This window comes from Mesorhizobium sp. LNHC221B00, assembly GCF_000502935.1.
In the GTDB taxonomy this organism is placed as follows: Bacteria; Pseudomonadota; Alphaproteobacteria; order Rhizobiales; family Rhizobiaceae; genus Mesorhizobium; species Mesorhizobium opportunistum.
The window spans coordinates 105255-132011 of sequence record NZ_AYWR01000012.1 but is presented as its reverse complement, the minus strand read 5'-3'; the positions used below and the strand labels follow the sequence as shown (position 1 = coordinate 132011).

28 protein-coding genes are annotated in these 26757 nt (G+C 63.4%); 14 read left to right on the top strand and 14 right to left on the bottom strand.

The genetic code is table 11. From position 1 onward, the window contains the following. Positions 1-10 precede the first annotated feature (10 nt). Positions 11-1195, bottom strand: coding sequence for a pyridoxal phosphate-dependent aminotransferase (locus X741_RS149990; protein WP_023765789.1), 1185 nt, complete (start codon positions 1193-1195; stop codon positions 11-13). An 83-nt stretch (positions 1196-1278) separates the two neighbouring features. On the opposite strand from X741_RS149990, the gene X741_RS149995 reads away from it, so the two are divergent. The 4 genes from X741_RS149995 (at position 1279) to denD (ending at position 4236) form a co-directional block, all read left to right on the top strand. Then, on the top strand, positions 1279-1965 hold the full coding sequence (locus X741_RS149995; protein ID WP_023778500.1) for a GNAT family protein: 687 nt from the start codon (positions 1279-1281) through the stop codon (positions 1963-1965). Between the two features lie 11 nt (positions 1966-1976). Next, positions 1977-2948, top strand: a complete 972-nt coding sequence (locus tag X741_RS150000) for a cation diffusion facilitator family transporter (protein WP_023778499.1) — start codon at positions 1977-1979, stop codon at positions 2946-2948. Between the two features lie 86 nt (positions 2949-3034). Further along, entirely contained in the window at positions 3035-3247 is a 213-nt protein-coding gene (locus tag X741_RS150005) for a hypothetical protein (RefSeq protein ID WP_023778498.1), read from the top strand. Between the two features lie 11 nt (positions 3248-3258). Further along, complete coding sequence (denD, locus tag X741_RS150010; RefSeq protein ID WP_023778497.1) at positions 3259-4236, top strand: D-erythronate dehydrogenase; 978 nt, start codon at positions 3259-3261, stop codon at positions 4234-4236. Between the two features lie 32 nt (positions 4237-4268). Here the strand turns inward: denD and X741_RS150015 are convergent, their stop codons facing one another. The 4 genes from X741_RS150015 to X741_RS150030 form a co-directional block, all read right to left on the bottom strand. After that, a complete protein-coding gene (locus X741_RS150015; RefSeq protein WP_023778496.1) occupies positions 4269-5492 on the bottom strand; it encodes a nickel/cobalt transporter in 1224 nt (407 codons plus the stop codon). Continuing rightward, a complete protein-coding gene (locus X741_RS150020; protein ID WP_023778495.1) occupies positions 5489-6157 on the bottom strand; it encodes a DUF1007 family protein in 669 nt (222 codons plus the stop codon). Before X741_RS150020 ends, X741_RS150015 begins: the two co-directional genes overlap by 4 nt. Positions 6158-6245: 88 nt before the next feature. Beyond that, entirely contained in the window at positions 6246-7145 is a 900-nt protein-coding gene (locus X741_RS150025; protein ID WP_013893168.1) for a LysR family transcriptional regulator, read from the bottom strand. A gap of 2 nt (positions 7146-7147) precedes the next feature. Beyond that, a complete protein-coding gene (locus X741_RS150030; protein ID WP_023778494.1) occupies positions 7148-8341 on the bottom strand; it encodes an amidase in 1194 nt (397 codons plus the stop codon). Positions 8342-8881: 540 nt separating this feature from the next. Between X741_RS150030 and odc2 the strand changes: the two genes are divergently transcribed. Continuing rightward, positions 8882-10015: an ornithine/lysine decarboxylase gene (gene odc2 / locus X741_RS150035; protein WP_023778493.1), complete on the top strand. Its 1134-nt coding sequence runs from the start codon at positions 8882-8884 to the stop codon at positions 10013-10015. Between the two features lie 153 nt (positions 10016-10168). Beyond that, positions 10169-10738 (top strand): N-acetyltransferase, encoded by a 570-nt coding sequence (locus X741_RS150040; RefSeq protein ID WP_023778492.1) that lies wholly within the window; start codon positions 10169-10171, stop codon positions 10736-10738. Positions 10739-10819: 81 nt separating this feature from the next. Here X741_RS150040 and X741_RS150045 read toward each other — a convergent pair whose 3' ends face one another. From X741_RS150045 to X741_RS150060, 4 genes are all read right to left on the bottom strand, one after another. Next, positions 10820-11104 carry an SCP2 sterol-binding domain-containing protein gene (locus tag X741_RS150045; RefSeq protein ID WP_013529756.1) on the bottom strand — a complete coding sequence of 95 codons (285 nt, stop codon included), beginning with the start codon at positions 11102-11104 and terminating at the stop codon, positions 10820-10822. A 208-nt stretch (positions 11105-11312) separates the two neighbouring features. Beyond that, complete coding sequence (locus X741_RS150050; RefSeq protein ID WP_013893172.1) at positions 11313-11828, bottom strand: hypothetical protein; 516 nt, start codon at positions 11826-11828, stop codon at positions 11313-11315. A 29-nt stretch (positions 11829-11857) separates the two neighbouring features. Then, positions 11858-12280, bottom strand: a complete 423-nt coding sequence (locus X741_RS150055) for a hypothetical protein (protein ID WP_023778491.1) — start codon at positions 12278-12280, stop codon at positions 11858-11860. Positions 12281-12293: 13 nt separating this feature from the next. Continuing rightward, complete coding sequence (locus tag X741_RS150060) at positions 12294-12905, bottom strand: rod-binding protein (protein WP_031250185.1); 612 nt, start codon at positions 12903-12905, stop codon at positions 12294-12296. A gap of 135 nt (positions 12906-13040) precedes the next feature. Between X741_RS150060 and X741_RS150065 the strand changes: the two genes are divergently transcribed. The 4 genes from X741_RS150065 (at position 13041) to X741_RS150080 (ending at position 17010) form a co-directional block, all read left to right on the top strand. Next, a complete protein-coding gene (locus tag X741_RS150065; RefSeq protein ID WP_023778489.1) occupies positions 13041-14618 on the top strand; it encodes an HD domain-containing phosphohydrolase in 1578 nt (525 codons plus the stop codon). A gap of 90 nt (positions 14619-14708) precedes the next feature. Beyond that, positions 14709-14981: a hypothetical protein gene (locus tag X741_RS150070; protein ID WP_023765776.1), complete on the top strand. Its 273-nt coding sequence runs from the start codon at positions 14709-14711 to the stop codon at positions 14979-14981. A gap of 76 nt (positions 14982-15057) precedes the next feature. Next, complete coding sequence (locus tag X741_RS150075) at positions 15058-16191, top strand: substrate-binding protein (protein ID WP_023778488.1); 1134 nt, start codon at positions 15058-15060, stop codon at positions 16189-16191. A gap of 327 nt (positions 16192-16518) precedes the next feature. Beyond that, positions 16519-17010, top strand: coding sequence for a DUF1772 domain-containing protein (locus X741_RS150080; protein WP_023778487.1), 492 nt, complete (start codon positions 16519-16521; stop codon positions 17008-17010). A gap of 141 nt (positions 17011-17151) precedes the next feature. Here the strand turns inward: X741_RS150080 and X741_RS150085 are convergent, their stop codons facing one another. Both X741_RS150085 and X741_RS150090 read right to left on the bottom strand, forming a co-directional pair. Continuing rightward, on the bottom strand, positions 17152-17439 hold the full coding sequence (locus X741_RS150085; protein ID WP_023778486.1) for a hypothetical protein: 288 nt from the start codon (positions 17437-17439) through the stop codon (positions 17152-17154). Positions 17440-17655: 216 nt separating this feature from the next. Next, entirely contained in the window at positions 17656-19641 is a 1986-nt protein-coding gene (locus X741_RS150090) for a BTAD domain-containing putative transcriptional regulator (protein WP_023778485.1), read from the bottom strand. 173 nt (positions 19642-19814) lie between these two features. Between X741_RS150090 and X741_RS150095 the strand changes: the two genes are divergently transcribed. Next, positions 19815-20222 carry a hypothetical protein gene (locus tag X741_RS150095; RefSeq protein WP_023778484.1) on the top strand — a complete coding sequence of 136 codons (408 nt, stop codon included), beginning with the start codon at positions 19815-19817 and terminating at the stop codon, positions 20220-20222. Between the two features lie 39 nt (positions 20223-20261). Beyond that, positions 20262-21107 (top strand): DUF1194 domain-containing protein, encoded by an 846-nt coding sequence (locus X741_RS150100; protein WP_023778483.1) that lies wholly within the window; start codon positions 20262-20264, stop codon positions 21105-21107. A 94-nt stretch (positions 21108-21201) separates the two neighbouring features. Here X741_RS150100 and X741_RS150105 read toward each other — a convergent pair whose 3' ends face one another. From X741_RS150105 to flhA, 3 genes are read right to left on the bottom strand one after another with little or no spacing between them, the layout of a single operon-like run. Next, positions 21202-21585 (bottom strand): hypothetical protein, encoded by a 384-nt coding sequence (locus X741_RS150105; RefSeq protein ID WP_023765768.1) that lies wholly within the window; start codon positions 21583-21585, stop codon positions 21202-21204. Between the two features lies 1 nt (position 21586). After that, positions 21587-22339, bottom strand: a complete 753-nt coding sequence (gene fliR / locus X741_RS150110; RefSeq protein WP_023778482.1) for a flagellar biosynthetic protein FliR — start codon at positions 22337-22339, stop codon at positions 21587-21589. Further along, complete coding sequence (flhA, locus tag X741_RS150115; RefSeq protein WP_023778481.1) at positions 22336-24423, bottom strand: flagellar biosynthesis protein FlhA; 2088 nt, start codon at positions 24421-24423, stop codon at positions 22336-22338. Before flhA ends, fliR begins: the two co-directional genes overlap by 4 nt. A 115-nt stretch (positions 24424-24538) precedes the next feature. On the opposite strand from flhA, the gene X741_RS150120 reads away from it, so the two are divergent. Together X741_RS150120 and X741_RS150125 are read left to right on the top strand one after the other, a co-directional pair. Beyond that, a complete protein-coding gene (locus tag X741_RS150120) occupies positions 24539-24838 on the top strand; it encodes a putative quinol monooxygenase (protein ID WP_023778480.1) in 300 nt (99 codons plus the stop codon). A 130-nt stretch (positions 24839-24968) separates the two neighbouring features. Beyond that, positions 24969-26750, top strand: coding sequence for a chloride channel protein (locus X741_RS150125; RefSeq protein WP_023778479.1), 1782 nt, complete (start codon positions 24969-24971; stop codon positions 26748-26750). The last annotated feature ends 7 nt before the right edge of the window (positions 26751-26757 follow it).

The window sequence follows — 26757 nt, the reverse complement described above, 5'->3', positions numbered from 1 at the left end:
GCGTTGGAACTCACTTCGCCAGGAAGGCTCCGATCCGCTCCAGCGCCCGCAAGATATTCTCCTCGGAGTTGGCGTAGGAGAGCCTGATGTAGCCTTCGCCGAGAATGCCGAAATCGGGGCCGCCGATCAGCGCCACGCCGGCATCGTCGAGCAGGGCGGAAGCCAGCTTCTTTGCTTTCCAGCCGGTCTTCGACACGTTGGGGAAGGCGTAGAAGGCGCCCTTGGGGGTGATGCAGGAAATGTTGGGCAACGCGTTCAGTCCCTCGACCACGATTTTCCTGCGGCGGTCGAAGGCACGCATCATCCTGTCGACGTCGTCCTGCGGACCGTCGATGGCGGCGATGCCGGCGAACTGGCTCGGCGCGTTGACGCACGACCAGCAATTGACCGCCAGCTTGCGCACCTTGTCGTAGAGATGAGCGCCCTTGTCGCCATTCGGCCAGATCGACCAGCCCATGCGCCAGCCGGTCATCGCCCAGGTCTTGGACCAGCCATTGAGCACGATCAGCCGGTCGCGGATCTCGGGGAAGCCAAGCAGCGAGCAATGTGTCTCGCCGTCATAGGTCATGACGTCGTAGATCTCGTCGGAAAGGATGGCGACGTCTGGGTGCTTCTCCAGGCCCCTGACCAGCTTCTCGATCTCGGCGCGCGGCGTGACGCCGCCGGTCGGGTTGGCCGGAGAGTTCAGAATCAAGAGCCTGGTCTTGGAGGTGATCAGCGCCAGCGTTTCCTCGGCGGAAAAGGCAAAGCCGTTCTCTTCGCGCATCGGCACGGGAATGGGTGCCGCGCCGGTGAACTCGATCATCGAGCGGTAGATGGGAAAGCCGGGATCGGGGTAGAGGATTTCGGCGCCGGGCTCGCCGAACATCAGGATCGCGGCGAACATGGTCGGCTTGCCGCCGGGCAGGACCATCACCGTCTCTGGCGACACTTCGACACCGGTGGTGGTCAGCGTGCGGCGCACCACAGCCTCGCGCGTCGCCAGAAGCCCGTTTGCCGGCGTGTAGCCATGGTGGCCGTCGCGCAGCGCCTTGATGGCGGCCTCGACGATGTGCTGCGGCGTCTTGAAGTCGGGCTGGCCGATGCCGAGATTGACGATGTCGCGGCCCTGTTGAGCCAGCGCCGTTGCCCGGGCCAGCACAGCGAACGCATTTTCCTCGCCGAGACGGTCGAAGGCCGAAATCGTGTGGAGCATTTTTCCCGTCCGTGTGGTTCTTACTGTTGGGTCGCGTTTTTGTGAGCCTTGGCCCGCAAAAGTCAAACGGATTGGAGTTTTTGGTGTCGGAAAATCTCAAAGACTGGCAACCGCGTCCGCGACCCGAGCGCAAGCCCATCGACGGTCGATACGTCCGGCTTGAGCCGCTGAGCGCCGCAAAGCACGGTGATGGGCTCTACGAGGCATCCTCGGTGTCCGATGTCGACGGCCGCTTCGCCTGGTTGCCCGATTATCCGCCGGAAACCCGTGCCGCCTTCCAGCCATGGCTGGACAAGGTCGAGGCCAGCCAAGATCCGCTGTTCTTCGCCATCATCGACAAGGCCAGCGGCAAGGTCGCCGGGCGCCAGACGCTGATGCGCATCGATCCGGCCTACGGCGTCATCGAGATCGGCAACATCTATTGGGGACCGCTCATTTCGCGCAAGCCGGCAGCCACGGAAGCGCAGTTCCTGTTCATGAAATACATCTTCGACGGGCTCGGCTATCGCCGTTACGAATGGAAGTGCAACAACCGCAACGAGCCGTCGAAGCGGGCGGCGGAACGGTTCGGCTTCAAATTCGAGGGCATTTTCCGCCAGCATCTCATCGTCAAGGGTGAAAACCGCGACACCGCATGGTATTCGGTCATCGACAAGGAATGGCCGGCGTTGCGCAAGGCTTACGAAGCGTGGCTCGACCCGGCCAATTTCGATGGCGACGGCCAGCAGAAGCGACGGCTCGAGGATTGTCGCGCTGAATTCGGCGCCTAGGAGTTCTTATTTTGGCCCATTCCCACGACCATAGCAGCCATGATCACGGCGGGGCCGGCCATGTGCATGGCTCGACCGACAAGAAGCGCGTGCTGATCGCGGCCGGCCTGACGGCGGGGTTCATGGTGGCGGAAGCACTCGGCGGCCTCTTCACCGGCTCGCTGGCGCTGCTGGCCGATGCCGGGCACATGCTCGCCGACGCGATCGCGCTGGGCCTTGCCTGGTATGCCTTCCACCTTGCGGGACGGCCCGCGACCGGCCAGCTCACCTACGGCTTCGGCCGGGTCAAGACGCTGGTCGCCTACACCAACGGCATCGCCATCTTCGTCATCGCGCTGTGGATCATCTACGAGGCGTGGGAGCGCCTGCAGACGCCGGCCCCGGTGCTGGGCGGACCGATGCTGGTGGTGGCGGTCCTCGGCCTGCTGGTCAATCTCGGCTCCTTCTTCGTGCTGCATGGCGGCGACCGCGAAAGCCTGAACATGCGCGGCGCCATCCTGCATGTGCTTGGCGACCTGCTCGGCTCGGCCGCGGCGATCGTGGCCGCACTGGTGATCCTGGCGACAGGCTGGACGCCGATCGACCCGATCCTGTCGGTGCTGGTCTCGCTGCTCATCCTGTCGACGGCCTGGTCGCTGATGCGCGCCGCGGCCCATGTGCTGCTCGAAGGCGTGCCGCCCAGCCTCGACCGGGACCTGATCGCCCGGGACATCGAGGCCACGGTCAGGGGCGTGCGGGAGGTGCACCATATGCATATCTGGTCTCTCGATGGCGCCAGCAACATGGCGACGCTGCATGCCTGCCTCAATGACGGCGTCGATGCGTATCAGGCGGTCAGCGCCGTCAAGAAGCGGCTTGCCAGCGCGCACGGCATCAGCCATGCCACCGTGGAGCCGGAATTCGGAAAGTGCACCGACGAGGGCGACGACCACCATCAGGAGCACGAGCACGATGCGGCTGCGCATCACGGCCACTATCACTAGGTCCTGTCGATGACTGTCGATCGAACCTGCCTCAGGAGTTCTCCAGCTTTGAAAACCGAGCCCGACGACCGCCGCCCCGGTGCGGCATGATGGACCGCGACACGCGCAATGCGGCCATCGCGGCGGTCTGGATCATGCTTCTGTTCGGCATTGCCGCCTTCTACCTGCCGACCATGATGCTGGCACTCGGTAGTTTTTCGACCGTGCTGGCCGGTGTGTTCGGCACCGTGTTCGTGCTGGCGTTCTTCCTAGTGTTCTGGCTGCGCGCACGCAGCCAGCGCAAAAATCAGGGCAAGTAAGGGATTTTGACATGCGCATTCTGATCACGGGCGCCGCGGGCATGGTCGGCCGCAAGCTCATCGCCCGGCTGGCAAAGGACGGCACGCTGCGGGCCAACAAGATCACCGCGCTCGATTTGCACGACATCGTGCCGCCGCAGGCGCCGGCGATGGACGGCGTCAGCATCAATACCCATACCGGCGACCTCGCCGCGGCGGGCGCCGCCGAAGGCCTGGTGGCTTCGCGCCCCGATGTCGTGTTCCATCTTGCCGGCATCGTGTCGGGCGAGGCGGAAGCGAATTTCGATCTCGGCTACCGCGTCAATCTCGACGGCACGCGCGCCCTGTTCGACGCCATCCGGCTGGCCGGTTTTGCGCCGCGCGTCGTCTTCACCTCGTCGATCGCGGTGTTCGGCGCGCCGTTTCCCGATGTCATTCCCGACGACTTCCATCCGACGCCGCTGACCTCCTACGGTACCCAGAAGCAGATGAGCGAAGCGCTGCTTGCCGACTATTCCAGGCGCGGCTTCTTCGATGGCATCGGCATCCGGCTGCCGACCATCTGCGTGCGGCCCGGCAAGCCGAACAAGGCGGCTTCCGGCTTCTTCTCCGGCATCATCCGCGAGCCCTTGAGCGGCCATGAAGCGATCCTGCCGGTGCCGCGCTCGGTCGTGCACACCCACGCCAGCCCGCGCTCGGCGGTGAACTTCCTGATCCATGCCGCCGGGATCGACGGCGCCGCCGTCGGGCCACGCCGCAACCTAACGATGCCTGGTGTCGCCGTCACCGTCGGCGAGCAGATCGAGGCGCTGGAACGCATCGCCGGGCCGAAGGTGACAAGCCTGATCCGTGAGGTGCCGGACGAGACGATCTGGGCGATCGTCAAGGGCTGGCCGACACGGTTCGAGGCGAAGCGGTCACGGGAACTCGGCTTCAGCGCCGAGAAGAGCTTTGATGAGATCATCCGCGCCCATATCGAGGATGAGCTAGGCGGCAAGCTTCCCGACTAGGAGTTCGTGCAGCCCATCCGTTCGAGCAAGACCTAGACGCTACCGGTCAGGCTCGCCGACAGCAGCAAAAGTCCGAACAGGAAGACGAAGGCGGCGCCGCCGATCTCGACGATCGAATGGATGCGGTTGCCCATGCGGCCGTCACCGGCGAAATACACCGCCCAGTTCTTGGCGGTCACGGCAAGCGTCGCCAGTGCCGAGACGGTGATGGCGGTGCCGATCGACATCGCCAGCACCGACAGCAGGCCGCCGAGCCACAGCCCGTTGAGCAGGGCGAAGCTGAGCACGATCAACGCACCGGAGCAGGGGCGGATGCCGACGGCGGCCACCGCCGACCACGCGGTGCGCCAATCGAAGCGATCGCCCGACAGAAGCGCCGGATCGGGTGCGTGCGAGTGGCCGCAGGTTTCGCAGACCTCGCCCGCAGCGTGATCGTGATGGGTATGCGCACCATGGTCATGATGGTGGTCATGCGCGCTATGGTCGTGATCATCGTGCGAATGGTCATGCTCATGGCCGTGATCGTCATGCACATGGACCGCGTGCGCATGGGCATGCGCCGAATGGCTGTGCGCGGCATGCGAATGGGCTGCGTGAGAGTGGCCCGCGTGAGAGTGACCCGCATGAGAATGGCCACCATGAGAATGCCCGGCATGAGCCGCCGACAGGCTGTAGGCGGGACCTTTGCCAAACAGGCGCAGGACGGAAGGGCCGAGCTTGCGCCACAGCAGCCAGGCGCCGAACAGGGTGACCAGCGCAAAGCTCATGACCTCCATGAACCAGGCCGCGTCCGTCATTGAGATGGTGGTGCCGCGCAGGACGAAATAGGCGAGCAGCATGACCACAATCGCCGTCAGCCCCTGGAGCAGGGCCGAGACGAAGGACAACAGGATACCGCGCCGTAGCGCCACTTCATTGGCCACCATGTAGGACGAGATGACGGCCTTGCCGTGGCCCGGGCCGGCGGCATGGAAGATGCCATAGGCGAAGGACAGGCCGATAAGGATCCAGATCTTGCTGTTGTCCTGGCGCATCGCCTTCATGGCTGCTGCCAGCGCGCGGTAGAATTCCTGCTGGCGTAGATTGATCCACATCAGGATGTGGGCGAACGGACCGGTGCTCGGCGCCATGCCGTCATTGACGCCGATGCCGAGCGAGGACTGGGCATGCGCGGCGTTGGCGAAATGCATCGCGGCAAAGGTGAGGGCCAACAGGCCGAATGCCAAACGCAGGGACGGTTTCGTCACCGGCTTCATCCTTCTGGCTGACAGGTCAGTTCGAGCTTGGTGGCAAAGATCTTGCTCATGTCGGTGCCTGTCGGGTCGTTGAAGAAGGCATCCGTCAGCGTCTTCTGGTTTTCCTTGATCGCCTCATCCGGGTCCGGACGGATCACCTTGCTGGTGCAATTGGACGGCAGGCCTTCGACCGTGATGTTGGAATCCTCGGTGAAGTCGATCGCCGTGTAGAAGGTCGGGTCGTAGACGCCGATGTCGATCGTGCCGGTCAGCTTGATCGGGACCTTGGGTTCGGACTCGAACAGGATGATCAACTGGTCGTTGTCGAAATTGGCCATCAGATGCGGCGGCGGCACCATCGTCACGTCCTTGCCGTTCTGCGTGACGAGCTGGAAGTAATTGAATTCGGCCAGCGAGGCGTGAACCGTGTCGGAGACCTCCTTCAGCTCCTTGTCGTCAAGTTTCAGATCGGAGTTCTTGTCGAACTCCATCATCACCGTACTCGAAAACAGGTCGTCGAAGCGCCACAGATGGCGCAGCGCCTTCACGGTTTGGTGATCCGGGCCGAGGATCACGTCGAGGCGCGCCTCGGCGAAGACGTGCGGGTGCACGTAAGCTGGACCAGTCGCGGCAAAGATCGCCGTCAAGGCCGAAGCCAGCATGATTGCGTGCCGTTTCAGGTGCATTACCGGTCGCGATTCCATTGGCCTCGGAGAGATGTCGAAAGTGACCAGAAAGGGGGCGAAATTGGGACCGTGAGACGGTTAAAACCGGCTAAGCGATCTCGCGCGTCCTGAACCATTGCACCAGGAAGTCGACGAAGACGCGGACCTTGGCCGGCAGATAGCGGCGGTGCGGGTAGACGGCGAAGATGCCGCCGCCGGACAGGATGCGGTCATCGAGCGCCGTCACCAGCAGGCCGCTCTTCAAATCGGGCGCGGCGATGAAATCCGGCAGGATGCAGAATCCGAGCCCCGATATGGCGGCGGCGCGCGCCGCCATCGGGCTGTTGACCTCGATCGGGCCCGACACCGCGACGCTCAGCTGGTCGTTGTTGTCACCCTTGAACGGCCAGTTGTTCAACCCGCGGCCATTGGTGTCGACGATGCAAGGCATGTGGCCGAGATCCTGCGGCCGCGTCGGCATGCCATGCTTGGCGATCAGTTCGGGAGAGGCGCAGAGTTTTACCGAAAACGGGGCCAGCCGCCTGGCGATCAGCGACGAATTCTCCAGGCGCGAGATGCGGACCGCGAGGTCGAAGCCTTCCTCAACCAGATCAACGAAGCGGTCGTCGAGCTGGATATCGAGCACGATGTCGGGGTGCTGCTTGGCGAAGTCGATCAGCGATTGACCGATCGGCGCGTCGGCGAAGGTGCGCGGCGCCGACACCTTGATGCGGCCACGCACGTCGCCGGATGATTCGCGCACGGCGTCGGCGAGGCTGTCGACCTCGCGCACGATCTCGGAGGCGCGCCGGTAATAGGTGTGGCCGGCCTCGGTCATCGAGAACTGGCGCGTGGTGCGGTTGAGGAGCAGCGCGCCGAGCTCGTCCTCCAGCTCGCGCACATATTTCGACAGCAGCGCCTTGGAGCGGCCGATCTTGCGCGCGGCCGCCGAAAAGCCTTCGGCCTCGACGACGTCGATGAAGGCGCGCATGCGGGTCAGTGTGTCCATTGTCAGGCCTTTGCTGCGTCGAGAAGTTTTCGGCCGAGCCGTATCAGGGCAATGTCGCTGCCGGAAGGGCCAAGCAGCGACAGGCCGAACGGAGCGCCGGCGACCGAGCCGATCGGCAAGGTGATCTGTGGAAAGCCGGAGAGCCCGGCGAGGCACAGAAGGTGCAGCGCCCGCTCGCGATAGGCCTGGAATTGCTCCGGCGTCGAGTCGACATAGGGCGCCGGGCCCGGCACCGTCGGCAGAACAAGGAAGCCGTCCTTGCCGAGTAGGGCACCGAGTTCGCCGCGAAAGGTCAGCCTTCGCACCTCCTCAGCCTGCGCTGTCCGCTCGTCGACGGCACGGCCGAAGCCGAAACGCTCCTCGACGCCGGGGCCGAGGTCACGCTCGCCGCTGGTGATCCATTCGCCATGCACGCCCCAGGCTTCCTTGGCCTGGAGGCGGCGAAAGCACCAGTAGAGTTCATCCGGAGACGAACTGAAGGGCATCGTCGGCGTCGTCGGCGCGCCGAAAACCGCGCTCGCCAACCTCTTCATTCCGGCATATTCGGCAAATGCCGGGCGGGCGACCAGCTCGTCCAGCCAGCCGAGCGCCAGCCGGCGGTCCAGATGGTGATGGTGCGGGTCGCGGCCGAGCAGCAGCTTGCCGACGGTCTCGTAAGTCTCGATGTCGTCGGCGAACCAGCCGAAAGTGTCGAAACTCGGCGCCAGCTTCATGGTGCCGTCGAGCGAAATGCGGCCATGCGTGGTGCGCAGCCCGATCAGCCCGCAAAAGCTCGCCGGCGCGCGGATCGACCCGCCGGTGTCGGACCCCGTGGCGATGTCGGCGAGCTTCCCCGCCACCGCCGCCGCCGATCCCGATGACGAGCCGCCGGTGACGCGGTCGGGCGCGGCCGGGTTCACCGGAAACGAAAAATGCGCGTTCTGGCCGAACAGCGCGAAGGCAAGCTCGTCGGTCTGCGTCTTGCCGACGAAGCGCGCGCCGGCATCGAGAATCATCTGCACCGCCGGCGCCGTGCGCGAGGCGGCAGGGCTATCGGCGAATTTCCTGGGATTGCCACAGCCGCTGCGATAGCCGGCAACGTCGTAGATGTCCTTTACGGCCAGCCGCAGGCCGGCCAGCGGGCCAAGCGCGGCATGCGCCACCGGCATCTGGCGAAGATCGAGAAAGGCATTGAGAGGGCCACGCGTGCCTGTCATCGTTCGCTATCCGGATACGGTTGAGCCAACATTGTTCGACGCCAGAAATTTTACAACCTTGGATACGATTTTTATTGATTGTGAAACTCTTCGCTCTTATATCGCCCTTGCCCAAAGTCGCACGTGCCTGTGGGTGTCCGCCGATCCTCGAATGGCGAGGGAAATCGGTAAGGTAACTGGAGCTAACCCCTCCAGTCGGTTTAGCGGCCAACCGCCAGACCGAGGACACCTTGAAGCAACGACGGTGCGGGCCTTTCTGGTTCTCTGCCGGTTGTCCAAAGACCGGGGTTACTGAAGAGGCACACCATCATTGCCGGCAGTGCGGAACGGGGTTCTCCCAATCCAAGCCAAGGCAGACAAAGCGAACCGAAGCCGGGCAAGGCTGAGGTTCATCGCCGCGAGACGGCGTTTCATGGTTCCGGGGTCTCCACCGGCTGGTTCCATGATTTTCCGTCCCGCCTTTGTCCACCGCGTGTTCGCGAGGCCGAAAGCCCGCGTCCGCACCCTTGTGCGCGCCGAAAGGCGTGATGGAGAATCCCGATGGCCACTCAGCGCATCCTCGACTTCCTCGCCACCCGACGTCCGACCGGCCCTTGCCTCGTCGTCGACCTCGATGTCGTTCGCGACAATTTCCGCGCTTTCGAGAAGGCGCTGCCCGATTCCAGGATCTACTATGCGGTGAAAGCAAACCCGGCGCCGGAAATCCTGCGTCTCCTTGCTGCGATGGGCTCGTCCTTCGACACCGCTTCCGTTGCCGAAGTCGAGATGGCGATGGACGCCGGTGCGCCGGCGGACCGCATCTCCTTCGGCAACACCATCAAGAAGGAGCGTGACATCGCACGCGCCTATCAGCTCGGCATCCGCCTGTTCGCGGTCGATTGCGTCGAGGAGGTCGATAAGATCGCCCGCGTCGCTCCAGGCGCGCGCGTGTTCTGCCGCGTGCTGACCGACGGCGAGGGCGCCGAATGGCCGCTGTCGCGCAAGTTCGGCTGCGTGCCGGCGATGGCCGTCGACGTGCTGCGCCATGCCAAGGGCCTCGGCCTCGACGCCTATGGCGTGTCGTTCCATGTCGGCTCGCAGCAGACCGACCTGACCGCCTGGGACCGTGCGTTGCGCGACGCCAAGACGGTTTTCGCGACGCTCGCCGAGGAAGGCATCGTCTTGAAGATGGTCAACATGGGTGGCGGTTTCCCGACGCGCTACCTGCGCGACGTGCCAGCGGCCCAGGCCTATGGCCAGGCGATCTTCTCGGCGCTGCGCAAGCATTTCGGCAACGCGATCCCGGAGACCATCATCGAGCCGGGCCGCGGCATGGTGGGCAATGCCGGCGTCATCAAGTCGGAAGTCGTGCTGATCTCGAAGAAGGCCGATAACGACAATGTGCGCTGGGTGTTCCTCGACATCGGCAAGTTCGGTGGCCTGGCCGAGACGATGGACGAGGCGATCCGCTACCCGATCGTCACCCGTCATGACGGCACGGAGACTGCGCCTTGCGTGCTCGCCGGCCCGACTTGCGATTCGGCCGACGTGATGTACGAAAAGACGCCCTATCCGCTGCCCTTGTCGCTGACCATCGGCGACGAGGTGCTGATTGAAGGTACCGGCGCCTACACGACGACCTACTCGGCGGTCGCGTTCAACGGCTTCGAGCCTCTCCGATCCTACGTGATCTGACGGCGCTTCCTTGGCGCATTTTCGAACGGCGAACCGGACACGATTTCGCCCGAAAATGCGCTGAGAGAGCCGATCAGATCATCCCAGGTGGGCGCATGTCGCCCACCCGGGCTCGCCTGTGGAACAGATCTCCGCTCGCCAGGGATTGCGGAAATGGAAATGTCAGTTGAACTCGTAGCTCATGCGCCGGCCTTCATGATGGTCGCGGAAACCGTTGCCGACGTCGCGGCGCGCGAAGCCTTGCTCGATCGTGCCATGGGGCCGAAGCGCAAGACCAAATCGTCGGAGAAGCTGCGGCGCGGCCGCCGGCCTTCGGAAGGCCTGGCCTTCGTCGCCCGCGATGCCTCGGGCGGCGTTGCCGGCACGGTGCGGCTGTGGGATGTCAGGCTGGGCGAGGGCGGTGCTGCCGCCCTGCTGCTTGGCCCGCTTGCGGTCGACCCGTCGCTCAAGAATGCCGGCATCGGTTCGGCGCTGATGCGCCACGCCATCGCCGAGGCGGCGCGCCTCGGCCACGCGGCAATCCTTCTGGTGGGCGATGCGCCCTACTACGGACGCTTCGGGTTCTCGGCCGTCAGGACCGGTTCGCTCGCCATGCCCGGACCTTATGAGCGGCATCGGCTGCTGGCACTGGAACTGGTGGACGGGGCGCTTGACGGCGCCATGGGCACGCTGAAGGCTGCCGGCCGCAAGCTGAAGGCGCAGGCGCCGACGCTGGCGGCCTGAGGCACCCAACCCCTCAGACAAACGCCGCCGAAAGGCGGCGTTTGTCTGATCTCAAAGAGCCGCGTTCAAGCGGCCGCGCACTCAGCCGATCAACTGGCTCAGCGCCATGGCGACCGTCATGTCGCCTTCGACTTTGATCTTGCCGGTCATGAACGCCATGGTCGGGTTCAGATCGCCCGCGATCAGCGAGTCCAGGTCGTCGAGCGAGAGCTTGATGGTGCAATCAGTCGGGGCATCGGTGTTCGAGACGGTGGCACCATCGATGACGATGACGCCGTCGCTTCCGGTGTCGAACTTCACGGAACGATCGAACCCGCTGCTGGCCACGCGTGACTTGATCTTCTCGGCAATCTCCTGAACGCTCACGCTGTTCTCCTGTCTGGTTGCATCTGCTTGTCTGGTTGTATCTGTAGCGCAGGGCATTTCGGTCCGGCGGAAGCCCGTGCCGCATCTTTGGCGATCATGATCGCTGCCGCATATAGCTTCGGATTGACGTTTACGTCAACGCGGTTTGCAGGGGCTGGTTCCTATCGCCGCACATGCCGGCGTCGGCACGGGCAGCACCTTGCGGAGCTCAATGGTCCTTGAACGCCTTGGTCATCTCGCTTGCGGTCTCGCTTTTCTTGCGGCGCAGCCAGTTGTCGCGGATTTCGTCCTTCGACAGGAAGTTGACCTGATCGATCAGGACCTCATGCACCAGGTTCGCGCCGACACGGGTGTTGATGGTGTCGCGGATCGCGGCGCGAAAGGCATCGAGGTCGATCGTTTGCTTGTTGGTGAAGTCGATCTGGGGATTGGAATAGAGGTAGGTGTAGACCTGATCGGTGATCAGCGCGTCGGCCGGGATCGACAGCTTCTTTATCTGCTCCGGCTCGACAGTGTAGACGAGCTTGGTCAGGAAGTAGCCGTCGATCGAGGCGTTGTGGATCAGCGGCACCGAAATGATGTCGGTCTTGACGTAGTCCAACCCGCCCAGCATCGGCTTCGGGGTTTCGCCGACACCTTTTTCACCCGCTGCCTGGAACGAATAGAACACCGCGCCGAGCGTGGCGGCGCAGATCCAGACCGCGATGGCAATGACCTTGATCATCGAGAGCCCGAGCCCGAAGTCATCGCGCCCTAACCTTTCCTGCCGAATTCGACGGCGGAGTAGGTGCCGTCGGTCTCGGCGCGCTGAATTGCGGTCCGCAACAGGCCGGCAACCTCGTTGACGGCGGAGAGATGCGCCAGGATCGCCGCCTCGTTCCTCGCCAGCTTCTGGCGCAGCCGGATCAGGCCTTCGCGGTGCTGCTCGAGGAATTCGACCTCGCTGCCGCCCTTCATGGCGCGGGTCAGTTCATAGAGATAGCGGCTCTTGCGGGCGTTCGACGCCTTGAGGTCGTAGCTGGTGTCGCTACGGATGCCGGCGGTCTCTTCCTCGACCACTTCCTCGATGCGGCCGATGATGGCGGCGAGGTTTCCAGGCCGTGCGAACTGGATCGGTGTTTCCGATTCTGTCGTGCGCGCCGGCAGGTTTGGGGTGAATTCCGTATTGTCGGCCATGGCGTTTCCCAGTTTAGATCTTGATGTCTGTTTTTGTGGTTATCTCGTCGCCGGTCATCGACCTTGCGGCCTTGCGCTGCAATTCCTGGACGAGCGAAGTGGACAGACGGTTTTGCTGGTCGATCTCGGTCTTCTCCGGTCCATTTGAAACCGGGCCGATCGGCACCTTGCGCTTGCCGTCCATGTAATGGTCGGCGAGCAGCGACTTGGCGATGCCGATGCCGCCGCGATCGGCCATGACGTCGGCGACACGCTCTGCAAGCTGCGATTTCCACATGTCGCCGGCAAGACCCGTGCCGTAGACGCCCTCGGTGTCCTTGGGCAGCATGTTCTGGATGAAGGTCTGCAAGACCATCGCTTCGAACTTCTTGAATTTCTTGGCCGGGTCGGCTGTCGCCGCGGCCTTGTCAGCCGTGGCGCGCGACAGGATCGAGCCGGCATCGACCGACGCGGCGGCGTCGACCGAGAACGCGCCGGCGGCACCGCCGGCGCGCTTGGTCAGCGCGGCGCGGGCAGCCTCGATGTCTGCCGGCTCCGCGGCTCGGGCGACATCCATAACGATGTCGCTGGGTGGAGAAATTGCCAAGAAAGTCCGCCTTTTGCCGGGTTTCCTTGGCCAGACCATGCCTCAACAAGCTTGTGGCAGGCTTGCGAGGGAGAGGGGAGGCGGAATACAGGGGGTCGATACGTCAAGCTTGGGATTTTCTCCTAGGTATTGGCGGCCCACGGGGCTAGCATAGAGCCTACTGGGGGGTGTGCGATGACAGACGTCTCGATACGCCGCGCGGACTTCATGATGGTCCTGGCCTATGCTTCCGATCTCGCCACTGGCCATTCTCGCGACTTCGCGCTGAAATCTTGTGTGCTTGCAATGCGGATCGCCGCGCTTGGGGGTGTTCCCGATGAGGTTCGGCGCAATGCCTACCACCAGTCGATGCTGCGCTATGTCGGCTGCAATGCCGACACCGACCTTCTGTCGGCCACCTTCGGCGACGAAATCGCGCTCCGTCAGGATCTTGTCGGTCTTGACATGGGCAATCGGGCGGAACTGGGCAGGGTCTTCGTGCAGGCCTTCAAGCGGTTCTACTATGATCTCGAGCCTGACGCGCAGGCCAGGGCGATCGAGGCCGCGATGTCGCAGGCGCTCGCGGTCGCGCGCCCGGTGCTTACCGCGCATTGCGAGGTCGCGCAGCGGATCGGCCAACGGCTCGGCCTTTCCGAGGAGATTCGGCACAATCTCGGGCAGATTTACGAACGCTGGGACGGCAAGGGCCTGCCGCGCGGACTGAGCGGCGAGGATGTCCTGCCAGCCGTGCGCCTGATTACGCTGGCGCAGGATGCCATCGCGCTCAGCGAAGCCGTCGGCATCGAGGAAATGGCCGAAACCATTGCCAGTCGCGCGGATGGCCCATACGAAGCGGATCTGGCCCGGCTCGTGTCAGCCAACGCGCCGGCGCTGATGGAGGGGATCGGCGCAACGGTCGACCGTGAGACGATACTGGCGCTCGAGCCCGATCCGCCGGTGACGCTCGACGAGGCAGGCTGCGACGAGGCGTTCCTTGCCATCGCCGACATGATCGACATGCGCATGCCGCTTACCTACGGCCATTCACGGATGGTGGCGCAACTGGCCGAGGGAGCCGGGGGACAAATGAAGCTTCCCGCCTCCGACCTGCGTGCGCTGCGCTGGTCGGGTTGTATCCACGACATTGGCGAACTCGTGGTGCCGGTGGCGACTTGGATGCGTAACGGCCCGCTGTCTGTCCGTGAGCGCGACGCGGCGCAGCTGCATGCCTATTACGGCGAGCGGGCGCTGGCCTCGTTCGGTCGCGAGGGCGAAGCGATGGCTGCTCTCGTGCTTCGCCATCACGAACGCCTGGACGGCTCGGGCTATCACCGCAAGGTCCACGCCTCCGACCTGTCCCCGGCGGCGAGGATCCTGGCCGCTGCCGAAGCATTCCAGACGTCGCGAGAGGAACGCCCTCACCGCCGGGCACTGTCCAGTGATGCGGCGGCAAGCCAGTTACGCGCCGCCGTTCGCGAGGGCTGCATCTGCCCTGACGCTGCCGAGGCCGTGCTGTCCTTCGCCGGGCAACCGTCGCGCCGGACGCCGCCCCGGCCGCTGGCTGGAATGACGCCGCGCGAAATCGAGGTGCTGCGCCTGATTGCCGCCGGCCTTACGGCGAAGGAAGCGGCGCGCAAGCTGGATATCTCGCCCAAGACCGCCGACCACCATATCCAGAGCGTCTATGCCAAGATCGGCGTGACCACCCGCGCGGCAGCAGCGCTCTATGCGGTCGAGCATGGCCTTGTCCGGCCAGGCGAGACGCAGACATAGGGAATCCACCCCATGTGCGCCCGCTCCGGGGCGCGCATCGTGATCCTGTCGACGGACCAATGGTGGCCGCGACCGACAGGAGGAAATCCAATGCTTCTCGCAACGACCAAAGTGGCTGATATCGACCACTTCATCCGTATCTTTTCGACCAAGGGCGCCGACAAGCGCCGGCTGCACGGCTCGAATGGTGCGACCGTCTTCCGCGACCCAAGCGAGCCAGACCGCGTCTGGGCGATCTTCGACTGGGACGCCGAGGGCTGGAAGAATTTCGTGTCGGATCCGGAGGTGCCCGCGATCCTGCAGGAAGCCGGCCATGTCGGCAAGCCGCAGGCAGCATTCCTGCTCGGCCACTACGAGGCCTGAGGTCCCCTCGCTGAGCGCCGCCTGCCACCCGGCGGCGGCGCGCGCCCGACGAACCCCCAAGATTTGGAGAGATCAAATGAATCCGAAACCCATCAAGATCGGCCTTATCGCCGAACTCACCGGCCCGTTGTCTTTCATGGGCATCGCCAATGCGAACCTCACCACCATGCTCGTCGACGATATCAACGCAAGGGGCGGCTTGCTCGGCAGGCCGCTGGAGCTTGTCGTCGAGGATGGCGAAACCATCGACGGCGCCGCCAAGGCAAGGACCGCGAAGCTGATCGACGTCGACAAGGTCGACCTGGTCGTAGGCGGCATCTACAGCTCAACCCGACAGGCCATCAAGAGCGAGGCGGTTACGCGGGGCAGGACGCTCTACATCTATACCGAGCAGTATGAGGGACAGGAAAACCATCCCCTGATCTTCTGCACGGGACCCGTCCCCGCGCAGCAGGTTGAGCCATTGATACCGTGGCTCATGAGCAGCACCGGCGCGAAGCGGTTTTATTTGCCGTCGGCTGATTACATCTGGCCCCATCTGCTGAACAAGGCGGCGAGCCGGGTGGTGCGTGCCAATGGAGGCGAGATCGTCGGCGAGGAGTATTTTCCGCTGGACACCATCGATTTCAGGCGGACTGTGCATCAGATCATGGCGAGCGGCACCGACGTGATTTTCAATACCATCGTTCCGCCGGGCCTGACACCGTTCTTCGAAGAGCTGTACAAGGCCGGTTTCGGCAAACGCGGCGGCAAGATCGTCTGCACCTACTTCGACGAGAACTTCTTCAATCTCGTGCCGTCCGAACAGATCGAAGGCCTCTACAGCTGCCTCGACTACTATCAGGAGCTAGAGGATACGTTTGGCCGCGCGCTCCTGCTTCGCTACCAGGACCGATTCTCCGGCAGCGCCATGTTGACCGCAGGCAGCGGCTGCACTGGCCACTACCGGGCAATCAAGATGTGGGAAGCAGCAGTGAACGAAGCCGGCACGCTCGAGCAGGGCGCGGTCATCCGGGCACTCGATCACGCCCGCATCAGCGAGGGCCCGGGTGGCCCGGCCGAAATGGTCCCCGGCCAGCACCATGTTCGCATGAACATGTACATCGCGCAGGCGCAGGGCGGTCGCTTCCGGGTCGTCAAGAACCTGGGTCCGATCGATCCCAACGAACGTGTGCTTGCCGATGAACTCCACCTTAGCAAAGCTGGCTGAGCCACGGCGTCGATCAGTGTTCCTGGAGGGTGGCGGACGGGTAGATGGTTGCCTCGCCACCCAACGGCACAGAATTCCGCGGCTACTCCTGACTTCGCTTCTGCGCGATCAAATCCAGCCGTTCGCGGTCTGAGCGTTCGCATTCGTCTCGGTTGCGCACGTCCTTGTAGGCGCGCTCGACCATGTTTGTGCACGCGTTTGCCTGGCAATCAGGCCGGCCTGTTGCCTGGCGCCAAAAGGCCTCAAATCCAGATGCTACAATGGAACATCGCGCGCCCATCGGCGTTCGCCCCATAGTATTGTCGATGGCGAACCCGGAGGCGAGGAATGTACAGCCTGCTGCAAGTCGTGGCTGTCGTGATCGCCGCGCTGCCCATGGCGCTATCGGTCGCACACGCCCTGGAGCTTCCAGGCAAGATGCGCCTCGACGAGCGCACATATCGCACCGTGCAGCACATCTATTATCCCGGCTTCACGATCGGCGGCGCGGCCGAACCGCTGAGTGTCGTCGTGACCGGTCTCCTGCTATTCCTGGTCCCAGCTGGAACCACTGCCTTCTGGGCTGTCCTGCTCGCTTTTTTTGCCTTGCTGGCAACGGTCGCGATCTATTGGCTCGCGATCCACCCGGTAAACAAATACTGGATGGAAGGCGCGTCGGTGGGCGCGCCTGGCGCAGCCTTCTTCGGGGCTGGCGGGAAGCGCGACGGTTCGCAGCCGGATTGGACCGAACTTCGTGATCGTTGGGAATATGCACATGTAGCGCGGGCCGTGCTCACCAGCATCGGCTTGCTGGCGTTGGTGATCTCACTTGTCGTTTAGTCGCGGTCTGAGCGAGATGACACATCGGCAGAAGGCAATCTCGGCTGTTACTTTCCGTCGCAACAGGTGACACCACGGCGGCGAGTCCGACACCAGCCCGCAGGCGATCGGCGCAACGAGCGCCAACGGTCGCGCCTGATGCTATGTACCCTTCACGATTCTCGGTTTAGCCGGTCGACGGGATTGAGCCGAGCTCTCGAGGGCCAAGGCCAACCGCTTCTCGTCTTCGATGGCGCGATCGACTGCCTCGATTTCCTCTTGGAGCGCCTTCAGCTCGGCTCCGTAGCTGGAGCCGTCGCTGTCTCCGATCTGAAAGCCGCTTGCCCGCATCGCGTCGCGAGTATGGTGCACGTTGCGGACTCCTTCGCGTCGAGTCGCGATCAGGATTTCCCTAAACTCTTCAAGACGTTCAACGTGATTGCGAGACATTGCGTTCTCCTATTTCATCGTCATCGTCGCCGCCGGCGATTCAGAACGGCTAAAACTTTCGGCGCAGGAGGTTCAAGTGATTACAGGAGATACTCTCGACAAAGCGTGAGTACGGAAGCTCAAATTTGAACGTCTTGGAAAAAACTGGAGAGCGGCAGACGGAAATTGGCTTGAGACCAACCGATCACCGACCGGCCGCGATTTCTCACCCTTGCCCTAGGAACTGGGAAGGCCGGCTCTCGACAACATTTCAAGAAATCTCGAGTGCTGATGATCCTTCACGTAACGTGGCACAAAGCCGGGACAGACATTGCCCAGGTTGAGATGTGGAAGTTGTGAGAGGCAATGGTGGATGGCCCGGGACGCCTCTTCGTTGTTTCCGGTTGCCGACGCGGCCGCAGCCCAATATAGGGCGCCTCGAACGAAACCCGGCTTTGTCCTGACCACCCTGCGGGCGACTTCGAGCGCCCGCTGATCGTCTCCGCCGGCAAACAGCGCCACAACCAAGCCGTGGTGACGCCAGTAGTCGATGACGTCATGCGCCCCGAGCCGAATTGCCTCGTTGGCCTCGCGGACTGCTTCGCTGACCTGTCCGCGGAGGGCAAACAGCATCGCAATATCGCCGTGACCGCTTGGATAGTTCGGGTTGAGGCTGATTGCATGGCGGCACTCGACGACCGCCTCGTCGATACGGCCAGAACTTTCGAGTGCGAACGACAGGATACACCGGGCAATTTCATCGTCCGGCACCGCCCTCACGGCGGCTTCCGCAAGCTGAAGCGCACGCTCGATCAGGCCTTCCTCCCGAGGCAGTGCGCCAAACGCCACGCCCATGGAGATCACGATCGAGAGCGTCCGCTTCGCACGGGCGTTGTCGGGGCCTATCAAGTGGGCCTTCTCGGCAAACTCAATCCCGACCAACAGCGAGTCCTGCGTCATCTCAAAATACTTCATGAGAGCCTCGTTCACCAACCTGCGCACTTCAGGGGGACCAGGCGGGCTTTTGTCGCGGACTTTCCAGTTGGTCAGTTGAAGTTCGAGGATCACGGCCAGAACAACGGCCTGCGCGATCCTGTCCTGGAATTCGAGCGCGTTCTCTGAGTTGCCGTCGAATTTCTGGGCCCAGACATGCTGGCCGCCAGCGGTATCGACAAGCTGGATGTTCACCCTCAGCCCATTGCCGGATCTCTGGACACTGCCGCTGAGCAAATATTGCGCCCGGAGCATTCCCGGCGTTTTGTCTTCTTCGCCTGGGCCTTTCTTCTCCATGGACGGAGGCGCGGACAGCACGACATAGTCGGCTACCTCGGAGAGCGCCGTGGTGATGTCCTGGACGAGCCCCCTGGCGAAAAAATCATCGCCCTGCTTTCCGGTCAGATTGGTGAAGTCGGCAACGCTGATAGACGGGCGCCCGGAGCGCTGGCCGGTCGGATTACCACTTGCCGACGGAACATTTGACGCCGTGTCGGCAGCAAGGAGCAGCGATTGCCAAAGCGCCCGCGTCTCAGAGCCAGGCTCGACACCGAACTCCTTCTTCAGCATGCTTCTGCAAGTCTCGTATGTCTTGATCGCCCTGTCGCGTTGGCCACGTGCGAGGAATAATTCCATCTTGAGCTGATAAGATTCTTCCCGCGTCGGTTCCATGGCCAGAAGGCGATCGGCAAGGACCAGCCCGGTTTCAGAGTCGACAAGGCGAGCCAGTTTCTCGAAAGACACAAGAGCGCGGCCGAGCAGCCTGTCGCGTTCCGATGCGACCCAGTCATCGAACCCACTGCTTCCCAAATAAAGTCCGTCGAGAAATGGGCCGGTGTAGCTCGCCAAAGCCGTCTCGAGTTCGTGCGCGGACCGGGCCGCGAGACCCGCTTCGAACTCCTGCACGTCGACCCGAACCATCTCAGGCCTGAGATTGATGGACTCCCCGCTCGAGTGGATAAGATCCACTCGAGCGGGCGATAGATCCCGGCGCAAGACGCTGAGGGTTTGCCGAAGACTATTGCGCGAATGTTCGCTATCGCTGTCGCCCCATAACAGGTCCGCCAGCCTCTCCCGCGTCGCCGCCATGCCCGGGCTCTGGGCCAGGTAAGCAATGATTGCTGGCCCCCGTTTCCCGGTCAGCCGAAGCGGACCGGCCGTTTCATTATCAATCCGGAACCCGCCGAAGAGTGAGATTCTATTTGCAGCGCCGCTGTCCTCACTTCGCATTCGCTATCCCAGCCTGACGAAATCCTAACTCGAAACTAACGTTTCGCCGCCATTGGCCCCCGCGCTCAAACGCTGCCGTAACGGCAAGTAACTTAGGCTTTCCTAAATTAGGGAGGGCAAGTCAACGGAAGACTTGGTTTGAGGGGTGGCGAGTGTCCAGGACAAAAGCCAATTTGCTGCTGCTATTCCTCAACCGTCTCGGCGACTTCCTGTCAGGCTTGGGCGCGATCGGGCTCGGCATCGCCCTGTTGCTGCTCGGCGATCCTCTGCTTGCGGCGACGTCCGGCCTGCTGCACGCCCTGGGCAAATTCGGCAGCACCTTCCACACACCGGGCACTCAGGTTCCGGTGTGGCCGGCCGCCTGGCCTGATCCATTCCGCAGCGCGGTGCTTGCCAGCCGGTTGCCCGCGATTTTGGCGGCGGCCGTCGCCCTGGGCTGGGCCTTGCAGGAGGTCTGGTCGGGCGGATCCTTCGCGGTACTCGCCATGCCGCTGACCTTGCTTGGTTGTTACGCTCTGTGGACCAGGGCCGATCTGCTGCTGTTCGGCGTGGGGATCCCTCGCCAAATTTCCACATGCTGAAAATGTCCGCTTTGAAACGGCTGCTCGATGGAGAATGACATGTGCCCAACTGTGCATCAGGACGTAACTGGCTTGTCTGTGACAGGCTCCTTTCACGAGCAGCCGCGGATGAGAGGGAAGGGCATTCCGAAGCCGGCGAAGCGATCGGTCAGGTGGCCGGCAAAGCGGGTTAACTCGTACTTTGGATTGGCGGGAGCACTTGCCGCTTCGATGTTTTGGGGACCGCAGGCACATGCCGCCGATGTCGATGTCGCCATTGTATTCGCGGTCGATTTCTCATCCTCGATCGATCCGAAGATTGCCGATCTGCAGCGCGAGGGTCATGCCGCCGCGCTCACGTCGCCAGAGATCATCGCGGCCATCACGCGGAACTACGTTGGCTGCATCAGCGTGGCTTACTTTGAATGGTCGAGTCCCGGACACGCACGCACTGTGCTTCCGTGGACAAACATCTGCGGGCTGGAAGACGCCAGAGCGGCAGCATCGGTGATCAGCAAGCATGGCGATACCGGAATCACCCGCAGAGGACGCAGAGGAACATCCGTTTCCTCAGCCATCGACATCGGCAGTCTTCTGCTCGACCAGTTTCCTGGAAAGGCGGCCAGGAAAGTAATCGACATCTCTTCCAATGGCGAGAACAACGATGGACTTCCTGTTCAGCCGAGCAGGCTGAACGCCATTGCCAAGGGATACACGATCAACGCGATCGCCATCCCGATGGAAGATGAGAGCCCCGACAATACGTTGGCATCCTATTTTGCCAAATCGGTCATTGGCGGTTCCCAAGCCTTCGTCATAACGCCGAAGGGGCCGGACGACTACGTCATGGCTCTTCGCCGCAAGCTGGTCACTGAAGTAAGCATGAACGTCGACCGACCGCTGTGAAGGCTAGGTGGTGCGCCGGGAGATGGCGCAGCAGCAATCTCTAGCATGGTCATTGCCAGCGTCAGCTTGCAGGTCTTAGACAGAATTCCCTCGGCTACTCCTCACTTCGCTTCTGCGCGATCAAATCCAGCCGTTCACGGTCGGAGCGTTCGCGCTCGTCGCGGTTGCGCACGTCCTTGTAGGCGCGTTCGACCATGTTGGTGCGCGCGTTTGCCGTGGCAATCAGGCCGGCCTCTTGCCTGGCGCTTTCCAGGCTTTCTTCCTGGCGCACGACGGCCTGAGCGATGCGGCGGTGGTAGAGATCGGGGAACAGGCTGGAGAGGGAATTGTCCTGGTCGAAATGGCCGATCAACTCCCTGGCCTCGGCCTCAGCCGCGTTTGCCGCGGCCAGGAAGGTGGCGTGGCGGGTCTCGTGCAGCGCCTTCAGCTGTTCCTGCACCTTGACCAGTTTTCGCAGGCGGTCCTTGCGCGTACTCATGTCACCTCGCCAGCGTCAGGTCGACGAAGCCGTCGACAAACAGCGACAGCATGGTGCCGATGGCGAAATAGAAGATGATCATGCCGCCGGCGATGACGAAGGGCTGCGAGATGAAGTAGATCGGGATCTGCGGGGTCAGCTTGTTGACGAAGCCGATCGTCAGGTTGACGAGAAGGGCGTAGGCGACAAACGGACTGCCAAGGCGGATGACCAGGAAGAACGTGTCCGACACGGTGTCGGCGACATCGACGAGGGCTGCCTGCGGGTTGAAGAAGATGTTGACCGGCGCGACCGTGTAGGACGTCACCAGGGCGCGTATGATTTCGTGGTCGAAATCGAAGACGAACAGCATCAGCAGCGCCGAGAACGAGATGATGGCGGCAAGGGCTGCCTGCGGCTCGGGCTCCTCGATCGCCGGTCCGCCGGAGCCGCCATAGCCGATCAGCATGGCGATGGCCGAGCCCATGAAACGCAGGGCTTCCATGTAAAGCCTGGTCATGGCGCCGATCAGCCCGCCGACCAGAAGTTCCGAGATGATCATCGGCACCAGGATCTGCGGGCGCGCATCGACGAAGGGAAAGATCTTGTCCCACAGGAAGGCGAGCAGGCCGCCGGTGGCGGCGACCGCCACGAACAGCCTGACCTGGACCGGCACGCGGGCGCTGGACAGGCCCGGCATCAGCATGAAGCAGGCGCCGATGCGGCAGAAGGCGAGGAACGCCGCGATGACGACGCTCTGCGAGAGAACACTCACGATATGGTCCCGAGCACCCTGATCTCCACGCCCTTGGCGATTTCGACGTGGGAGAGCACCGGCAGCGTGGTGAACAGGCGCTCGATGATCATGCGCACATAGGGGCGTGCGTCGGGCGCGGTGACGAGGACGAAGCGCTCGCCGGCTTCGAGGAATTTCTTGATCGCCTTGGTGGCGTCCTGGCCGAATTCCTCGAGCTGGCGCGGATCGATGTCGAACTCGCGCACCTCGCCCTTGGCATCGCGCTTGAGGCTCTGGTGGAAGGCGAGGTCCCAGCGGTTGCCGAGGCGCAGCACCTTGAGCACGCCGCCCTCGGAGAGGTCGCCGCAGATCTGTTGCGCCATGCGGATGCGGACATGTTCGACGATCTGCTCGGTGCGGCGCACATGCGGCGCGATCTCGGCGATTGCCTCGATGATCAGGTGCAAATTGCGGATCGAGACGCGCTCGGCCAGAAGCAGCTTCAGCACCGCTTGCAGGCCGGGATAGGAGATGTGCGTGGTGCAGATCTCGTCGGCGAGCTTGCGGTATTCCTGGTCCTGACGCTCCAACAGCGCTTTCATGTCCTTGTAGGACAGAAGCTGCGGCAGGTTGTTGCGGATGACTTCCGAGAGATGGGTGAGCAGCACCGACATGTTGTCGGCGAAGGTGTAGTTCTCGCGCTTCAAATCCTCGGCGAAGGTTTCCATGACGGAATAGGCGCGCATGCCGAAGGCCGGCTCGCGGATCTCCTCGCCCGGTATCTCGGGCACGTCGCGATTGCCGAGCAGCACCATGACCTCGCCGACCCGCATCTGGTATTCGGCGACCACGGTGCCGTGCACCTTGATCTGGTAGCTCTTCGGCGGAATGGCGAAATCGTCGGCGACGCGCACTTCCGGCACGACGAAGCCGTATTGCTGCGCGAATTTCTTGCGCATCTTGGACATGCGGAAGACCAGCTCCTGGTGCGATACCAGGAGACGGGTCGAAAGCTGCTTGCCGATGAGAAGCTCGATCTCGGCGGTGGCGAGCGAGGCCTTGACGGAGTTCTTCTCCTCCTCGACCTTGCTTGCCTTTTCCTTGTCCTTCAGCGCCTCGGCCTCGGCGAGGACGCGGTTGGCGCGCATCGGGATGATGTAGCCAAGGCCGGCCATGCCGCCGGCCAGCGCGAAGAACGGGAAAAGCGGCAGGCCGGGCATCAGGCCGAGCAGCACCAGCAGCGCCGCCGCGACATAGAGGGCGCGCGGATGGGCGCCGAGCTGGCCGAACACGGCCTGGTTGGTCGAGCCGCGGGTGCCGCCCTTGGAGACGAGCAGGCCGGCGGCGAGCGAGACGATGAGCGCCGGGATCTGGGTGACGAGGCCGTCGCCGACCGACAGCTTGATGAACACGTCGGCGGCCTGGCCCATGCCCATGCCGTGCCTGATGTAGCCGATGGCGATGCCGCCGACGATGTTGATGGCGGTGATGATGAGGCCGGCGATGGCGTCGCCTCGGACGAATTTCGAGGCGCCGTCCATCGAGCCGAAGAAGGAGGACTCCTCCTCCAGTTCACGTCGCCGCAACTGCGCGGTCTTGTCGTCGATCATGCCGGCGGAAAGGTCGGCGTCGATCGACATCTGCTTGCCGGGGATGGCGTCCAGCGTGAAGCGGGCGCCGACTTCGGCGATACGGGTGGCGCCCTTGGTGATGACGATGAAGTTCACCACGATCAGGATCATGAAGACGATCAGGCCGATGACGAAGTCGCTCGCCATCACCAGCTTGGAGAAGCCGGCGATGACGTAGCCGGCGGCGTGCGTGCCCTCATTGCCGTGCGACAGGATCATGCGCGTGGTAGCGATGTTGAGCGACAGCCTGAGCATTGTGGCGATGAGCAGCACGGTCGGAAACGAGGAGAAATCGAGCGGCCGCTGGATCCACAGCGCCACCATCAGGATCAGCACCGAAAGCGCGATCGAGAAGGCGAGGCCGATGTCGATGAGAAAGGCCGGGATCGGCAGGAACAGCACGGCCAGGATGACGACGATGCCGAGCGCGAAAAAGATGTCGCGGCCATTCTTGGCCACCGCGCCGGGCTGGATGCTTTCGGTGATCGCCATTGAAGTCCTCGAACCATGTGCTGCCGCGCATGCGACAACCCGGCGAGGGTAGCTGGCCAAGCTTGCGCGAGGGTGGGAGAGTGGCTCGCTCCGACGTCTCGAAAAAGGAAGACCCATGCTCCTGATCATCGGCACGATCCGCCTGCCGCCCCACAAGTTCGAGGAGGCAAAGGCTGCGATGGAGCGCATGATCTCGGGCAGCCGCGCCGAGGATGGCTGCCTCGAATATTCCTATGCACGCGACGTGCTCGATGTCGGGCTGATGCGCGTCACCGAGGTGTGGCGCGACAGGCTTGCCCTCGATGCGCATTTCCGTTCGCCGCATATCGCTGAGTGGCGCTCGAGCTGGCCGGCGCTGGGCATCGGCGAGCGCAATCTCTTGCTCTATGAGGCTGGCGAGTCGATGCCGACCTGAGCGCTTCACGCAATGAGCGGCCTCTTGGCCACAACGGCGCCTTCCATGTCGCCATTGTGGTTGCCATGCGGTGTCGGCGGGCGTATCAGCGGCTTTCCGTTGCCTTTTCCGATATCGGCGAGCCGCCCCGGTGCTTTCCAGAAACCAACCGCAAGTCTACGCCCGCCGGCTGCGCGCGGTGCTTTTGAGGTCGATCCCGCTGCTCGAGGCGCGCGGCATCGCGGTGGTCATCCTGGCCGGCATCATCGGCGTCATGGCGGGCATTTTGGTTACCGCGATGAGCCAGATCGTGCAGGACATGCATGGGCTGCTGTTTGGCGTCCAACCGGGTGGCCGGCTTTCCGGCATGTTCTCGCTCGCCAATCCGGTGCAGGCGCTGATCCCGGCAGTCGGCGGCGTCCTGCTCGGACTGAGCGTGATCTGGCTGAGAAAGCGGAAATTCCGCACGCCGGTCGATCCGATCGAGGCCAACGCGCTCTATGGCGGGCGCATGTCGCTGACCGACACCTTCATCATCGTCGGCCAGACGATGATCTCCAGCGGCTTCGGCGCTTCGGTCGGCCTGGAGGCGGGCTATACGCAGGTCGGCTCCGGTGTGGCGTCGCGGCTGGCGCGGATGTTCAGGCTGCGCCGCAACGATGTCCGCATCCTGGTCGGCTGCGGTGCCGCCGGCGCCATCGCCGCCGCCTTCGACGCGCCGCTGACGGGGGCGTTCTACGGCTTCGAACTGGTCATCGGCATCTATTCGGTCGCCAATGTCGCGCCGGTCATGACCGCCGCGATCTCGGCTTCGCTGACGGCGGAAATGTTCGGCGGCGTGCCGTTTCCGCTGGAACTTGCCGGCCTGCCGGCACTCTCCCCCAGCCAGTATGTGCCGTTCTTGTTGCTTGGACTGCTCGGGGGTGCGGCCTCGATCGCCATCATGCAACTGGTGACGCTGATCGAACGCGGCTTCAACAGGCTGTCCATCGATGCCTCGCTGCGCCCCGTCATCGGCGGCGTCATTGTCGGCCTGCTGGGGCTGATCACGCCGCAGGTCCTGTCCAGTGGCCATGGCGCGCTGCATCGCGAATTCGCCATGAATTACGGTCTGGCCGTTGTCGCCAGCGTCTTCGTGCTGAAGCTCGCGGCATCAGCCGTCTCGCTCGGCTCCGGTTTTCGCGGTGGCTTGTTCTTCGCTTCGCTGTTTCTCGGTGCGCTGCTCGGCAAGGCGTTCGCCGGCGTGATGGCGCTGATCTCGCCAGCGACCGGTATCGACCCTTCCGTGGCGGCGGTCGTCGGCATGACGTCGCTGGCCGTCGGTGTCGTCGGCGGTCCGCTGACGATGACCTTCCTGGCGCTGGAATCGACACGCGACCTGACACTCACCGGCGTGGTGCTGGCCGCCTCGATCATGGCGGCGATCCTGGTGCGCGAGACCTTCGGCTATTCGTTCTCGACCTGGCGCTTTCATCTGCGCGGCGAGACGATCCGCAGCGCCCACGACGTCGGCTGGATGCGCAGCCTCACCGTCGGCTCGATGATGCGCAAGGACATCAGGACGATCGATGCCTCGACGACGCTGGCCGACTTCCGCAAGGACATCCCGCTCGGCTCGGCCCAGCGCGTTATCGCCGTCGATCCGGGCGATCAGTATGTCGGCGTGCTGATCGTGGCCGAACTGCACAGCGATCAAGCCGGCGGCGAGGTGCCGGTGCGCGATCTTGCCCAGTACAAGGATGCCGTCCTGGTGCCCAGCATGAACGTACAGGCCGCCGCCGAGACGTTCCAGCGTGCCGGCGCCGAGGAGTTGGCCGTTGTCGAGGACTTCGCCGATCACATCGTGCTCGGGCTGCTGACCGAGGGCCACTTGATGCGGCGCTACGCCGAGGAACTCGAAAAGGCACGCCGGGATTTGTCGGGCGAAGGATAAAGCTGCG

Excerpts from the sequence above, each read along its gene's own strand:
- flhA (WP_023778481.1), bottom strand. The coding sequence starts at position 24,423 with ATGGCGATCACCGAAAGCATCCAGCCCGGCGCGGTGGCCAAGAATGGC.
- X741_RS150085 (WP_023778486.1), bottom strand. The coding sequence starts at position 17,439 with ATGTCTCGCAATCACGTTGAACGTCTTGAAGAGTTTAGGGAAATCCTG.
- X741_RS150075 (WP_023778488.1), top strand. The coding sequence starts at position 15,058 with ATGAATCCGAAACCCATCAAGATCGGCCTTATCGCCGAACTCACCGGC.
- X741_RS150025 (WP_013893168.1), bottom strand. The coding sequence starts at position 7,145 with ATGGACACACTGACCCGCATGCGCGCCTTCATCGACGTCGTCGAGGCC.
- X741_RS150040 (WP_023778492.1), top strand. The coding sequence starts at position 10,169 with ATGGAAATGTCAGTTGAACTCGTAGCTCATGCGCCGGCCTTCATGATG.
- X741_RS150055 (WP_023778491.1), bottom strand. The coding sequence starts at position 12,280 with ATGGCCGACAATACGGAATTCACCCCAAACCTGCCGGCGCGCACGACA.
- X741_RS150005 (WP_023778498.1), top strand. The coding sequence starts at position 3,035 with ATGATGGACCGCGACACGCGCAATGCGGCCATCGCGGCGGTCTGGATC.
- odc2 (WP_023778493.1), top strand. The coding sequence starts at position 8,882 with ATGGCCACTCAGCGCATCCTCGACTTCCTCGCCACCCGACGTCCGACC.
- X741_RS150090 (WP_023778485.1), bottom strand. The coding sequence starts at position 19,641 with ATGCGAAGTGAGGACAGCGGCGCTGCAAATAGAATCTCACTCTTCGGC.
- X741_RS150015 (WP_023778496.1), bottom strand. The coding sequence starts at position 5,492 with ATGAAGCCGGTGACGAAACCGTCCCTGCGTTTGGCATTCGGCCTGTTG.
- X741_RS149990 (WP_023765789.1), bottom strand. The coding sequence starts at position 1,195 with ATGCTCCACACGATTTCGGCCTTCGACCGTCTCGGCGAGGAAAATGCG.
- X741_RS150020 (WP_023778495.1), bottom strand. The coding sequence starts at position 6,157 with ATGCACCTGAAACGGCACGCAATCATGCTGGCTTCGGCCTTGACGGCG.
- X741_RS150070 (WP_023765776.1), top strand. The coding sequence starts at position 14,709 with ATGCTTCTCGCAACGACCAAAGTGGCTGATATCGACCACTTCATCCGT.
- denD (WP_023778497.1), top strand. The coding sequence starts at position 3,259 with ATGCGCATTCTGATCACGGGCGCCGCGGGCATGGTCGGCCGCAAGCTC.
- X741_RS150120 (WP_023778480.1), top strand. The coding sequence starts at position 24,539 with ATGCTCCTGATCATCGGCACGATCCGCCTGCCGCCCCACAAGTTCGAG.
- X741_RS150100 (WP_023778483.1), top strand. The coding sequence starts at position 20,262 with ATGTGCCCAACTGTGCATCAGGACGTAACTGGCTTGTCTGTGACAGGC.
- X741_RS150030 (WP_023778494.1), bottom strand. The coding sequence starts at position 8,341 with ATGACAGGCACGCGTGGCCCTCTCAATGCCTTTCTCGATCTTCGCCAG.
- X741_RS150050 (WP_013893172.1), bottom strand. The coding sequence starts at position 11,828 with ATGATCAAGGTCATTGCCATCGCGGTCTGGATCTGCGCCGCCACGCTC.
- X741_RS150060 (WP_031250185.1), bottom strand. The coding sequence starts at position 12,905 with ATGGTCTGGCCAAGGAAACCCGGCAAAAGGCGGACTTTCTTGGCAATT.
- X741_RS150065 (WP_023778489.1), top strand. The coding sequence starts at position 13,041 with ATGACAGACGTCTCGATACGCCGCGCGGACTTCATGATGGTCCTGGCC.
- X741_RS150105 (WP_023765768.1), bottom strand. The coding sequence starts at position 21,585 with ATGAGTACGCGCAAGGACCGCCTGCGAAAACTGGTCAAGGTGCAGGAA.
- X741_RS150080 (WP_023778487.1), top strand. The coding sequence starts at position 16,519 with ATGTACAGCCTGCTGCAAGTCGTGGCTGTCGTGATCGCCGCGCTGCCC.